Origin of the sequence: Castellaniella ginsengisoli, assembly GCF_040955415.1 — a bacterium.
GTDB lineage: Bacteria > Pseudomonadota > Gammaproteobacteria > Burkholderiales > Burkholderiaceae_B > Castellaniella > Castellaniella ginsengisoli.
Map to the genome: position 1 here is coordinate 2079876 of NZ_CP158257.1, position 13841 is coordinate 2093716.

At 66.6% G+C, this 13841-nt stretch carries 7 protein-coding genes, 1 tRNA gene and 1 pseudogene; 7 read left to right on the top strand and 2 right to left on the bottom strand.

Annotated elements, in window-relative coordinates:
- Window positions 1-26: 26 nt before the first annotated feature.
- Window positions 27-1046 carry a zinc-binding alcohol dehydrogenase family protein gene (locus tag ABRZ00_RS09865; protein WP_368644263.1) on the bottom strand — a complete coding sequence of 340 codons (1020 nt, stop codon included), beginning with the start codon at window positions 1044-1046 and terminating at the stop codon, window positions 27-29.
- A 219-nt stretch (window positions 1047-1265) separates the two neighbouring features.
- On the opposite strand from ABRZ00_RS09865, the gene ABRZ00_RS09870 reads away from it, so the two are divergent.
- A complete protein-coding gene (locus ABRZ00_RS09870) occupies window positions 1266-2684 on the top strand; it encodes a 4Fe-4S binding protein (protein ID WP_368642131.1) in 1419 nt (472 codons plus the stop codon).
- Window positions 2685-2850: 166 nt separating this feature from the next.
- Entirely contained in the window at window positions 2851-5994 is a 3144-nt protein-coding gene (locus tag ABRZ00_RS09875) for an EAL domain-containing protein (protein WP_368642130.1), read from the top strand.
- A gap of 43 nt (window positions 5995-6037) precedes the next feature.
- Here the strand turns inward: ABRZ00_RS09875 and ABRZ00_RS09880 are convergent.
- Window positions 6038-6114: transfer RNA gene (locus tag ABRZ00_RS09880), tRNA-Met, on the bottom strand.
- A gap of 67 nt (window positions 6115-6181) precedes the next feature.
- Between ABRZ00_RS09880 and scpB the strand changes: the two are divergent.
- The 5 genes and pseudogenes from scpB to infB all read left to right on the top strand — a co-directional run.
- A pseudogene (scpB, locus tag ABRZ00_RS09885) lies at window positions 6182-6709 on the top strand (SMC-Scp complex subunit ScpB); the annotation flags it as partial.
- A 217-nt stretch (window positions 6710-6926) separates the two neighbouring features.
- Window positions 6927-8588: a pseudouridine synthase gene (locus ABRZ00_RS09890; protein ID WP_368642129.1), complete on the top strand. Its 1662-nt coding sequence runs from the start codon at window positions 6927-6929 to the stop codon at window positions 8586-8588.
- A 350-nt stretch (window positions 8589-8938) separates the two neighbouring features.
- Window positions 8939-9409 carry a ribosome maturation factor RimP gene (gene rimP / locus ABRZ00_RS09895; protein ID WP_343838802.1) on the top strand — a complete coding sequence of 157 codons (471 nt, stop codon included), beginning with the start codon at window positions 8939-8941 and terminating at the stop codon, window positions 9407-9409.
- Window positions 9406-10890 carry a transcription termination factor NusA gene (gene nusA / locus ABRZ00_RS09900; protein WP_368642128.1) on the top strand — a complete coding sequence of 495 codons (1485 nt, stop codon included), beginning with the start codon at window positions 9406-9408 and terminating at the stop codon, window positions 10888-10890. Before rimP ends, nusA begins: the two co-directional genes overlap by 4 nt.
- A 55-nt stretch (window positions 10891-10945) precedes the next feature.
- Window positions 10946-13828, top strand: coding sequence for a translation initiation factor IF-2 (infB, locus tag ABRZ00_RS09905; protein WP_368642127.1), 2883 nt, complete (start codon window positions 10946-10948; stop codon window positions 13826-13828).
- Window positions 13829-13841: the final 13 nt, after the last annotated feature.

Here is a 13841-nt window from a genome sequence, read left to right on the forward strand (position 1 = left end):
CGCCGCCGCGCTGCGGCCGGCGGGCGTCAGTCCTGGAATCCTTCCAGCACGATCTTGCCCCGGGCGCGGCCGCTTTCCAGCAGGGCGTGCGCTTTTTTCAAATTGGCCGCATTGATCGGCTGCAGGATATCGGTCAATGTGGTGCGCAGACGGCCAGAATCCACCAGATCCGCCACTTCGTCCAGCAGGCGCCCCTGCGCTTCGATGTCCACGGTTTCGAACATCGAGCGGGTATACATGAATTCCCAGTGGAGGGAGACGGATTTGCGCTTGAACAGCTTGATGTCGATGGTTTCGGGATCGTCGATCAGGCCCAGGCGGCCTTGCGGGGCGATGACTTCGGCGAGCTGGGCCGCATGCCGGTCGGTTGCGGTGGTCGAGAAGACGAAGGCCGGCTGGCCAAGCCCCAGCGCTCCGACCTGGGTGGCCAGGGGGCGGCTGTGGTCCACGACATGATCCGCGCCCAGCGACTCGACCCAGGCCCGGGTTTCCGGGCGGGACGCGGTGGCGATGACGGTCAGGTCCGTGAGCGCCTTGACGAGCTGGATGGCGATCGAGCCCACGCCGCCGGCGCCGCCGACGATCAGGATGGCATTCGCCGCGCCGGGCACGGCACGGCGCACATCGAGCCGGTCGAACAGCATTTCCCAGGCGGTGATGGCCGTCAGGGGCAGGGCGGCCGCCTCGGCATCGGCAAGCGTGGCGGGCTTGCGGCCGACGATGCGCTCATCGACCAGATGGAATGCGCTGTTGGTGCCTGGGCGGTTCAGATCGCCGGCGTAGAACACGGCATCGCCCGGCCGGAAGCGCGTGGCTTGGGAACCGGCCGCCGCAACCCGGCCGACGGCGTCCCACCCCAGGACTTTCCATTGGCCGGCGCCCGGGGATACGTTTTTCCGGATCTTGGTGTCGACGGGGTTGACGGATACCGCCGCGACTTCGACCAGCAGGTCGCGGCCTTCCGGCGCCGGACGTTCGAGTTCGATATCGACCAGCGCGTCGTCGCGCTCGAGGGTTCCGGCCTGCCGGTATCCGATGGCTTTCATGAGACAGCTCCTGTTTGCTTGGAAAGGGGAATGGGGAGGAGAATACCGCCTGTCTCGCGCCGTGACCATGCGCGATACCCGCCCGCAACGACCCAAAGGATACTGTCATGACCACGATCCGGCACGCGCATCGGCCTGCACGGCAAGCCGGCGAAGCCGGCCGCGGTATACACTGGCGGCCTGCCGTCCCCGGCCGGGGACGTGTCGTGAGGTAGCTGCATGGTCTGGTCGCATTCCTTCCGTTCCGGTGTCGCGCGCGCGGGAGACTTCCTGCGCGATCATCAGCGCGCGATCCGGCGGGTGCAATGGGTGATTGTCGTCGTCTACATCGCCTTGCTGGCGATTCCGGCCGTCACGCCATTGCCGGACCGCACCGCGTCCGTCTTCAACAACCTCACCGTTCTGGCCCAGTTCGCTTTCTGGGGCATCTGGTGGCCGTTCGTGCTGGTGTCCATTCCCTTGTTCGGACGCGCCTGGTGCGGCCTGTTCTGTCCCGAGGGCGCCCTGACCGAATGGGCCAGCCGGCACGGGCGCGGCCATGCCATTCCACGCTGGATGCGGTGGGGCGGCTGGCCTTTCGTCGCCTTCAGCCTGACCACCATTTACGGCCAGTTGGTCAGCGTCTACCAGTATCCCTGGGCCGTTGCCGCCGTGCTGGGCGGCTCCACCGTGGCCGCGATAGTCGTCGGCTGGCTCTATGGGCGCGACAAACGCGTCTGGTGCAAATACTTGTGCCCGGTCAACGGGGTGTTCAATCTGCTGGCCAAGCTTGCGCCCTGGCACTACCGGGTGGATGCCGCCGCCTGGCGCGCGCCCGTGCGCCGCACCGGATCGATCAATTGCGCGCCCCTGCTGCCCTTGCGCAATATGCAGGGAGCGGCCGAATGCCACATGTGCGGACGCTGCAGCGATTATCGGGGCGCCATCACGCTGACGCCCCGCTCGCCGGAGGCCGAAATCGTCCATGTCGAGGACGGCAGCGGCTGGCAGACGGCGCTGATCGTGTTCGGCCTGATGGGCCTGGCCGTGGGCGCCTTTCTCTGGAGCGCCAGTCCCTGGTTCGTCTCGATCAAGCAGTCCGCCGCCGCCTGGCTGGTGGCGCGGGACATCTACTGGCCGCTGATGGATGACGCGCCCTGGTTCATCCTGACACACTATCCGGAAGTCAATGACAGCTTCAGTTGGCTGGACGGCGCCGTCATCCTGTTGTTCATCGGCGGCGCGGCCGTCATCGTGGGCGGCGCCGCATTCGGCGGACTCTGGCTGGCGGATCGGCTGTTGCCGGCTCTGGAGATGCCGGGGGTGCGGGATGCGGACGGCCGGCTGCTGCGCAGCCGCCTGGCGGGCGTTCACAAGCTCGCCCAGGGGCTGATTCCGGCGGCGGGAGCCGGAGTCTTCCTGGGGTTGTCGGCCACGACGCTGACCCTGCTGCAGCACGAGGGCGTTTCCACGGGCTGGGCCAACGCCGTGCGCTTTACGTTGCTGGCGCTGGCGCTGGCCTGGAGCCTGCGGTTCGAATGGCGGCTCGCGGGCCTGCGCACGGTCAGGACGGCGCCCAGGCTGGGCGCCGTCGCCCTGGTGACCGCCGGCTTGCTGCCGTTCTGCTGGGCCTGGGTCCTGTTCTTCGTGCGCTGGTAAGCGCGCGCCGGGGCTGACTGCGTATTCCGGCGTCGGGCGCGTCCGGATTTGAAGCGTTTGACAACCGGCATTGAAAAGCCGCTATCCTTGAGCCGTGGGCCCCGCCTTCGGCGGGGTGCGTCACGTCTCCCTGCGTCTTTGCCGGCCTTTTCATCCAAGGAGCCTCATGGCGGCATCTTCTGCAAGACGAACATTCAGCTTGTGGTTCCCCGGCATTGTGGCGGCCCTGTTCGGGCTCGGCCTGACCTATGGGCTGGTGCAGCAGCAGCGGGAGGCCGGGCGGTCGATCGCCCAGCTCCGGTTTTCCGAGGAGGTCCGCTCTTCCAGCGATGCGATCTCTCAGCGGATCGCCGCTTATGCGCAGGTCGTGGCCGGTCTGCGGGATGTGTTCATGGTGAACCCCGATCTGGATGATGCGCTGTTCGGGCGGGTGGTTGCGCAACACGATGTGCGTCGAAACTACCCGGAACTGGTGAACCTGTCTTTCGTGCGCTGGGTGCCTGCCGCCGAACTGCCCGCATACGAGGCGCTGTTGCGCGCCCGTCTTCCGGACGCCGATCCGGCAAAGCCGATCATTCACCCGCAGATCGACCAGCCCGACCACTACATCGTCGAACATCTCTGGCCCATCGACGGCAACCCGGGCATCCGGGGGCTGGACATCGCTTCCCAGCCCGCCAATGCGGCCGCGTTGCTGAAAGGCCGGGCGACGGGCCGCCCGGCGCTCTCCGCGCCTTTCGCCCTGCTGCAGGAAAAAGAAGAAAGCATCGCGTTTGTCTTGCGCTATCCCGTGTTTCACCGCGACGAGAGCGGGCGTTTCATCGGCGGGGTGGCCGCGGTGGTCAATGTCGAGGAAATGCTGGCGGCCGTCCGGGCCGCCGGTTTCCTGCGCGGCTTGTCGCTGCGGATCCAGGACGTCGGCGCCGCCGGCGTGCCCGGCGTGCCGGCTGCCTTGGGCGCTGCGCTGCTGCCGCCGGGCGACGCGATGCCCCGGCTTGGGATCGAGGAGACCCGCCTGCTGGATGTGATGGGCAGGACCTGGCGTCTGCATTTCACGCCTGGCCGCGCCCTGCTGTCGCATGCCGAGCGAATGATGCCGTGGTGGATCGGCGGCGCGGGCCTGGCTCTGACCCTGCTGCTGGCGGTGCTGGCGAGCCTGCTGACGCGTCAGCGCACGCGGGCCTTCACTGAGGTCGCCTCCACGCACATGGCCCTGCGGCGTAGCGAGGAGCGTTTCCGCGCCGTTTTCAACCAGGCGGCGGTCGGCGTATCCCTGACCGACGTCAAGACCGGCGCTCTGGTCCGGGTGAATCAGAAATACTGCGATATCCTGGGTTATACGCGCGCCGAACTGCTGCGGCTCGATTTCCAGCGGCTCACCCATCCCGACGACCTGGCCTCGGACCTCGTGCAGATACAGCGCGTCCGGACGGGGGATATCCGCGAATACCGGCTGGAAAAACGGGTCATCCGCAAAGACGGCCGGACGATCTGGGTGGACCTGACCGTCTCCCCCATCTGGCAGCCGGGTGAGCCGCCCGACTACCATGTCGCCGTCATCCAGGACATCGACGAGCGGCGCCGGATGCAGGATGCGTTGCGGGACCGGGAGCGTTATCTGTGCGGCATTCTCGATCACCTGCCGGTGGGGCTGTGCCTGGTCCGGCATGATGAGCGGATCATGTTCCGCAACCGGCAGTTCATGCAGCTTTTCGATGCGGCGGGTCAGGACGTGGCCGACGTGAGTGCCTGGTGGGCGCAGCTTTGCCCCGATCCGGAAATCCGCGCGCGCATGCGCCGGCGCTGGGACGGCTTGCACGATGAGGCGCGCAAGTCGGGCGCGGGCGTCATCGAGGCGGGTGAATATCTTGTGCCGGGCCGCGGCGGTCACCGGACGGTCGAGGTGACCGGGGTTCTGCTGGACGACGATTATCTGCTGACGGTCGAGGATCTTACCCCGCGCAAGGCGGCCGAAGAAGAAATCAATTATCTGGCTTTCTACGATTCCCTGACCCGGCTGCCCAACCGGCGTCTGCTGCTGGACCGCCTGCAGCAGACGCTGGCGTCGGCGGCGCGGCATCAGCGCTGGGGAGCATTGCTGATGCTGGACCTGGATCATTTCAAGACCCTGAACGAAACCCGTGGCCACGACAGCGGAGACCTGGTGCTGAAACAGGTGGCCGGGCGCCTGCTCGATTGCGTGTCCGACTCGCAGACCGTGGCTCGGCATGGAGACGACGAATTCGTGGTGGTCCTCGAAGACCTGGGCACGTCGCCCGAACAAGCCGCTGCGCAGGCGGAGGAAACCGGCCAGCGCATCCTGAGGCTGTTGAGCGAACCCTACCTGTTGGGCGCCGAGCACTATCACGCGACGGTCAGCATGGGGGCGTCCGTGTTCCATGGGCTGGAGCAGGGGGTGGACGAGCACCTCAAGCGGGCCGATCTGGCGATGTACCAGGCCAAGGCGGCGGGACGCAACACCCTGCGCTTCTACGATCCGCTCATGCAGGCCGCAGTGCATCAACGGGCCGCGCTGGAGCTGGACATGCGCGCCGGCCTGGAAAAACGACAGTTCGAGTTGTTCTACCAGCCGCAGGTGGACCGGGGCCGCATCATCGGCTGCGAGGCGCTGCTGCGATGGCATCATCCCCAGGACGGTTTCGTCGCGCCGGCGTCCTTCATTCCCCTGGCGGAGGAAACCGGCCTGATCCTGCCGCTGGGCAAATGGGTGCTGCGGGCCGCCTGTGAGCAACTGGCCCGCTGGGCGCAGGATCCCGCGTTTGCGCACCTGAGCCTGGCCGTCAACGTCAGCCCGCGGCAATTCCACCAGCCCGGCTTCGTGGATCAGGTCCTGGCCGCCCTGGCAGGGGTTGGCGCGGATGCCAGCCGGCTCGAACTCGAATTGACCGAAGGGCTGCTCTTGCAGGACGTCGAGGACACGATTCGCAAGATGGTGCAGCTCAAGGGCTATGGCGTGGGGTTTTCTCTGGACGATTTCGGGACGGGCTATTCATCGCTGGCCTACCTGAAACGCCTGCCGCTGGACCAGTTGAAGATCGACCAGAGCTTCGTGCGCGACGTGCTGACCGACCCCAACGACGCGGCGATCGCCCGCACCATCGTCGCCCTGGGAATCAGCCTGGGCTTGCGCGTCATCGCCGAAGGGGTGGAAACCGAAGCCCAGCGTGCTTTTCTGGAGCGGCATCATTGCCATGCCTGGCAAGGCTATCTGCTGAGCCGCCCGTTGCCGGTCGCCGAATTCGAGGCGCTGGTGCGGGAAAAATCAGCCGGCGCGGCGGCGGCGCAATGAAAAAAGCCCGGAACCTTGGGGTATCCGGGCTTGATTCGAATTGTGGTTGCGGGGACAGGATTTGAACCTGTGACCTTCGGGTTATGAGCCCGACGAGCTGCCAGACTGCTCCACCCCGCGTCTGGAGAACAAGACTATAACAAGTCTGCGAAAATAATGCAAGCAACTGATCGGAGTTCAAGCTAAAATGACGGAAACGGAAATCCTGCGCGTATTGGAAGCGGCCTTGCTGTGCGCCGATGCGCCTCTCACGGTCACCGATCTGCGCAGCCTCTTCGAAGACACGATTTCCGGGGACGACGTCCGCCGCCATCTGGCTGCCCTGCAGCTCGACTGGCAGGACCGGGGGCTCGAACTGGTGCAGCTCGCCAGTGGTTGGCGCTTCCAGAGTCGTCCCGACATGCAGCGTTACCTGGGGCGCCTGAACCCCGAAAAACCGCCTCGCTATTCTCGTGCCGTGCTCGAAACGCTCGCCATCATCGCATGGCGGCAGCCCGTAACGCGTGGGGACATCGAGGATATCCGCGGCGTCACGGTCTCGGCGCAGATCATCCGTACCCTTGAAGACCGGGGCTGGATCGAAACGCTGGGCTATCGCGATGCGCCGGGGCGTCCGGCCCTGTTGGGGACGACGCGCCGTTTTCTCGAAGACCTCGGTTTGCGGGCGCTCGACGAATTGCCGGCGCTCGATGCGGAAGATTCCGCGGAAGCGCTGGGTGTCCTGGCCTTCGAGACGGCGGAGGGCGAAAGCGCCGGCGGTGCGCTCGTCCCCGGCGGCGAGGGCGGCCACGACGACGCGATCCGCGCCGAAGCGCCGGAACCGGCGCGTCCGGATACCGACCCGCGCCTGGGCGCGGATGCTGAAGACCACCCGGCGCCGCGCGTTCCGGATGAATGAAGAACAGAATTTTGTGCAGGAGTCACCGAACCCCATGACAGATGAAATCGAAACGATGCAGAAGGCCGCCCCCGGGGCGGCCGACACACCGTCCGCCACCGGGCCCCGGCCGGAAAACGGCAAGCCGCGCGGGCGCAAGCTGCGCACGCCGTTTCGCCGCCGCCGTGGGGATGCGCAGCAGGCTGGCGCGCAGGGCGAAGAAGCCCGCGAGACGCGCAACGCCGCAGACATTGATGCGGGCACGGCCGAAGAGGCGGATCGCGCCTTGACCTATTTGAACGACGCTCACCCGACGGCCCGCCGTCTGGATCGTTACCTGAAGAGCGACGTCCTGATGCCGAAACTGCACAAGGTGCTGGCCGATGCGGGCGTGGGCTCGCGGCGCGACATGGAAGAACTGATCGTCGCCGGCCGTGTTTCGGTCAACGGCGAGCCCGCCTATGTGGGCCAGCGTGTCGGTCCCGAAGACAAGGTCCGCGTCAACGGCCGTCTGGTGACGCGTCCGAAGGCGGGGCGGCTGCCCCGTGTCATCCTCTACCATAAGCCGGCCGGTGAAATCGTCAGCCACGACGACCCGGGGGGACGCGCCTCCGTATTCGCCCGCCTGCCGCGCATCCGCACCGGAAAATGGCTGTCCGTGGGGCGTCTGGACCTGAATACCGAGGGTCTGCTGATCCTGACCACGTCGGGCGATCTGGCCAACCGGCTGTCGCACCCGCGCTACGGGGCGGAACGCGAATATGCCGTGCGCGTCCTGGGCGAACTGGGCGACGACGAAAAGGCCCGGCTGATCAGCGGCATCGAACTGGAAGACGGACTGGCTCAATTCAATTCGCTGGACTACATCGGCGGGGAAGGCAGCAACCGTTGGTACCGGGTCACGCTCAGCGAAGGCCGCAACCGCGAAGTGCGGCGCATGTTCCAGGCGGCGGGCGTGACGGTCAGCCGTCTGATCCGCACCCGCTTCGGCGATGTCATGCTGCCCCCCAATCTGCGCCGCGGCCGTTGGGATGAACTGGATTCCGAACTGGTCGGGGCGTTGATGGTCCAGTTGGGCCTCTTGCGCGGCGAAGAAGACGAGAGCCAGGTCGAGCGGCAGCCGTTGTCGCATGCCAGCGCCCTGCCGCCGGGATTCGGCACGCCGGGCCAGAACGGCCAGAACGGTGCGCGCCTGAATCGCCGGGGCCGGGTGTCGGGCGGCCGCAAAGGCGGTATCGATCCGTTTACGACCGGTCTGCTGATCAGCGGCGGGCTGGCCAATGGCCATCCGGACGGCAAGGACGGCCACAAGCAACCCCGTCAGGCGGCGAAATCCGGCCGGAAATCGGCCAAGCCCCATGGCCAGGGCGCACAGCATGCCCAGGGGGTGGCTGGTGAAAACCGGCCGGCTTCCAACCGGCCGTCACGCGGGGCGCGTCCGGGCAAACCCGGCGACAAGCAGGCGGGCGGCGCAGCGGGTCAATCCGCAGGCAAGCCGGCAAGGCAGGGCAAGGCCAGGGCGGGCGGCAAGCAGGGCCAGGGCGGGGCGGAGCAGCCCCAGGCTGTCCAGAAGTCCGGCCGCAAACCGGGCGGCAAGCCGGCGGGCGGCAACAAAGCGCCTCGCAAACAGGCGGTCGGCGGGGGCGGCGGCGATCGCCAGCCCCGTGGCAGCCATGCGCATGAATCCCGTCTGGGGTTTCTGGGCCGCAGCCGCTGATGCCGTCGTGGTGCTGCTCGCCTGGTCCATCGTCCTGGCGGCGGGCGTCTGGGGCCAGTGCTTGACGGGCCGCTGTGCGGGGCGTCCGAAGATGCGCGGGGGTTTCATAAAAGGTGGTCTTCGGGCAAAGAAATGCTGTTATAATGTAAGGCTTTACAGCACCTTTGTGCTGTGTCCACCGAGGGTTGTTTGCTGCGCGCCGTAGAGGCGTGGCGTGCGATCCCGGCGCAGCAGGCCCTGTCGGGCGTGTGTGGGCCGGATCGGGCAGGCCGTCGGCGGTTCCTGAATAGGCCTCGGGTTTCCCCGGGGCGCACAAAGGGCTGCGGGACAGCCCCTTTTTTTTGGAATTTATGGCGGATATCTTGACGGTCGCCCAGCAGGCATTGCTGGGTTTCGATGTGGAGTTGGTCGATGTGGAGCGCGCGCCCTTGGGGCTTTTGCGCGTGGTGATTGATCGCCCCGAAGGAGTGCGCATCGAGGACTGCGAACAAGTCTCCCGCCAGTTGTCGCATGTATTCGAGGTCGAAAATATCGACTACAAGCGCCTGGAGGTCAGTTCTCCCGGCGTGGACCGGCCCTTGCGCCGCCTTGCGGACTACGTCCGCTTCGCCGGCGAGCGCATCGAGCTGCGCCTGCACGAGCCGGTCGAATCCCGCAAGACTTTTACCGGCATCCTGCGGGTCGACGGGGATGAAACGCCCGTGCTCAGCCTGGATTGGGAAGATCCGTCCGGCCAGTTGCGGACGCTGCCGTTTTCTTTTGACGATGTGGACAGGGCCCGGCTGGACCCCGTTCTCGATTTCAAGGGTAAGAAGCGATGAGTCGCGAAATTCTGCTGTTGGTCGACGCCCTGGCGCGTGAAAAAAACGTTGAGCGCGATGTGGTGTTCGGCGCTCTCGAAAGCGCGTTGGCCTCGGCCATGAAAAAGCGGTTCAAGGAAGACGTGGACATCCGCGTGGCCATCGACCGCCAGACCGGCGAGCACGAAGGCTTTCGCCGCTGGCTGGTCGTGCCCGACGAGGCCGGGCTGCAAGAGCCCGATGCCCAGGAACTCTACACGGACGCCCAGGATATCGTGCCCGGCATCGAGGTCGGTGAATATATCGAAGAACCCCTCGAACCCATTGAGTTCGGCCGCATCGGCGCGCAGGCGGCCAAGCAGGCCATCCTCCAGAAAATCCGCGATGCCGAGCGCGAGCAAGTGCTCAATGACTTCCTTGACCGGGGCGAGACCATCGTGTCCGGTACGGTCAAGCGTCTGGACAAGGGCGACTGCATCATCGAGATCGGCAAGGTCGAGGCGCGCCTGCCCCGCACCGAGATGATTCCCAAGGAAAACATCCGGGCCGGCGATCGCGTGCGCGCCTACGTCCTGAAAGTCGATCACGCGGCGCGCGGCCAGCAGGTCATCCTGTCGCGCACGTCCTCCGACTTCATCCGCGAGCTGTTTGAGAACGAAGTCCCTGAAATCGAGCAGGGTCTGCTCGAAATCAAGGCGGCTGCCCGCGATCCCGGCGTGCGTGCCAAAATCGCCGTCGTGGCGTACGATAAGCGGATCGATCCCATCGGAACGTGCGTCGGGATGCGTGGATCGCGCGTCACGGCCGTACGCAATGAGCTCGGCGGCGAGCAGGTCGACATCGTCCTGTGGGCCGACGACCCGGCGGAATTCGTGATCGGGGCCCTGGCGCCGGCGCACGTCGAATCCATCCTGGTGGACGAAGACAAGCACGCCATGGACGTCGTGGTTGACGAGGAAAATCTGCCCAAGGCCATCGGCGCGCGCGGACAAAACGTCCGCCTGGCTTCCGAGCTGACCGGCTGGCAGATCAACATCATGACGCCCGAGGAAAGCCAGAGCCGCCAGGATGCGGAGCGCGCCGCGCTGCGTCATACCTTCATCACGAAGCTTGACGTGGATGAGGAAGTCGCCGACATCCTCATCGACGAAGGCTTCACCGGCCTCGAGGAAATCGCTTACGTGCCCCTGCAGGAACTGCTGGACATCGAAGCCTTCGACGAGGAAACCGTCAACGAGTTGCGCACGCGAGCGCGCAACGCCCTGCTGACCGAGGCCATCGCCCAGGAAGAGCGCGTGCAGACCGCCCGCGATCTGCTTGAGATCCGGGGGATGGACCCGTCCCTGGTGGCGAAGCTGGCTGAAAACGGCATCACCACGCTGGACGACCTGGCCGAGCTGGCTGCGGACGAGCTGGCCGAGCTGACCGGGCTGCCCGAGGACACCGCCAGCGACATGATCATGCAGGCGCGGGCCCACTGGTTCGAGGACGACGAGGCCTGATCGCTTCGTCGCATCGCACCACGCAGCCCTTCAACGTAGTCAAAGAGAGAGTCGAATGCCGAGTAACACCGTCGCCCAATTCGCCGAAGAACTGAACATGCCCGCCAACGTCCTGCTGGATCATTTCCGCTCGGCCGGCGTCGAGCTGGATTCGGTGAACGCCGACGTGACCGAAGCAGACAAGAGCGCCTTGCTCGAATCCCTGCGGCGTTCGCACGGCTCCGATACGGGCAAGAAGGTCGTGCTGACGCGCCGCAAGACGTCGGAGATCCATCAGGCCGACGGCTCCGGCCGCTCGCGCACGATTCAGGTCGAGGTCCGCAAGAAGCGCGTGCTCGTCAAGCGCGATCGCTCCGACTTGGCCGAGGCCGCGCGCGCCGAAGCCGCCGCCCAGGCTGCGGCAGCCGCCGCGCCCGCTCCCGAGGAAGCCCCCGCGCCCCAGGCGCCGGCCGCCCCCGCCGCCGAACCGGTTGCCGCTCTCCGTGCGGCCGAACCCGCCGCGCCGGCTGCGCCGCCGGCCCCGGCCGGCGAGGCCGAGTCCTCTCCCGCGCCGGCTGAATCCGCACAGCCCGAATCCGCGCCGGTCGAGGCCGCCGCACAGAACGAACCCGCCGAGGCCGTGGCCCCGGAAGCAACCCATCAGGATCCTGTGAGCGAAACTCCTGTGGCCGAAGCGCCCGCCACCGCATCAGAACCCGCCCCGGCCGCCGAGCCGGCGCCGCGCGTCGAGCCCGTGCCGGCCTCCTCCGCGCCGGTATCCGCGCCCCAGGCTACGCCGGGCAAGGCCCGCCGCGCTCCGGCCGATGCTGACCGCGAGCGCGCGCGCCGCGCCGCCGAAGAGGAAGCCGCCGCTCTGCGTGAAATGATGCGCCAGCCGCGTAAGGTGCTGCGTGCGCCGGAGCCCGAGGAGGCGGCCACCACCGGCACGCTGCACAAGCCCGCCGGCACCAAGACCACGGTCAAGAAAGAATCCGAAGGCAAGAAGGTCATCAAGACTTCCGATGTGTCTTCGAGCTGGTCCAACGATGGCCGCAAGAAGCCTTCCAAAGCCGAAACCCTGTCACCCGGAGCCGGCCGCGATGCCTGGCGCGCGGGCGGCAAGGGCGGCGGTCGCGGCGGCAAGGGCGGACGCGGCAAGGGCCGCCGCCAGGCCGAGCATCAGGAACCGATGCAGGTCGAATTCATCGCCCGTGAAATCCACGTGCCGGAAACGATTTCCGTTGCCGACCTGGCTCACAAGATGTCCGTGAAGGCGGCCGAAGTCATCAAGCATCTGATGAAGCTTGGCCAGATGGTCACCATCAACCAGATCCTGGACCAGGAAACGGCCATGATCGTGGTCGAAGAGCTCGGCCACACCGCCATCGCCGCCAAGCTGGACGATCCCGAGACCTTCCTGGCCGACACCGAGGCGGCCAGCGAGGCCGAGGCCCTGCCGCGTGCGCCGGTCGTGACCGTCATGGGCCACGTCGACCACGGCAAGACCTCGCTGCTGGACTACATCCGCCGCACCAAGGTCGCCACGGGCGAGGCCGGCGGCATCACTCAGCATATCGGCGCCTACAGCGTCAAGACGGATCGCGGCGTGGTGGCCTTTCTGGATACCCCGGGCCACGAGGCCTTTACGGCCATGCGTGCCCGCGGCGCCCAGGCCACCGACATCGTCATCCTGGTGGTGGCGGCCGACGACGGCGTCATGCCCCAGACCAAGGAAGCCATCCATCACGCCCGCGCCGCCAATGTGCCGCTGGTGGTGGCGATCAACAAGATCGACAAGCCCGAAGCCAACCCCGAGCGCGTCAAGCAGGAACTGGTCGCCGAGGAAGTCGTGCCCGAAGAATACGGCGGCGACGTCCCCTTCATCCCCGTGTCCGCCAAGACCGGCCAGGGGATCGACGAACTGCTGGAAAACGTCCTGCTTCAGGCCGAGATCCTCGAGCTCAAGGCGCCCGTCGATGTGCCGGCCAAGGGCATCGTCATTGAGGCGCGCCTGGACAAGGGCCGCGGCCCCGTGGCGACCATCCTGGTCCAGAGCGGCACCCTGCATCGCGGCGACGCCGTGCTCGCGGGCGTGGCGTTCGGCAAGGTGCGCGCCATGCTGAACGACACCGGCAAGCCTGCCGCCGAAGCCGGGCCTTCGACTCCGGTCGAGATCCAGGGGCTGGCCGAAGTGCCGGCCGCCGGCGACGAAGTCCTGGTCCTGAACGACGAACGCAAGGCCCGCGAAATCGCGCTGTTCCGTCAGGGCAAGTTCCGCGACGTCAAGCTCGCCCGCCAGCAGGCGGCCAAGCTGGAATCCATGTTCGACAACCTGGGCGAAGGCGTGCGCACGCTGCCGCTGATCGTCAAGACCGACGTTCAGGGCTCCCAGGAAGCCCTGGTGCAGTCGCTGCTCAAGCTGTCCACCGACGAAGTCCGGGTGCAGGTGGTGCATGCGGCCGTGGGCGGTATTTCCGAAAGCGACGTCAACCTGGCGATCGCCTCGGGCGCCGTGGTGATCGGCTTCAACGTGCGGGCCGATGCGCCGGCCAAGAAGCAGGCCGAGACCAACGACATCGATCTGCGCTACTACAACATCATCTATGACGCCATCGACGACGTGCGCAACGCCATGTCGGGGATGCTGGCGCCGGAAAAGCGCGAGGAAGTCATCGGCCTGGTCGAGATCCGCGAGATCTTCTCCGTGTCCAAGATCGGCAACATCGCCGGCTGCATGGTGCTCGAAGGCGTGGTGCGCCGCGATTCCCAGGTCCGCCTGCTGCGCAACCATGTGGTGCACTGGACCGGCTCCCTGGAATCCCTGCGCCGCTTCAAGGACGACGTCAAGGAAGTCAAGGCTGGCTTCGATTGCGGGATCACGCTCAAGGGCAACAACGACATCGAGATCGGCGATCAGCTCGAAGTCTTCGAAATCAAGGAAGTCGCCCGCACGCTCTGATCGTGCGGCATGA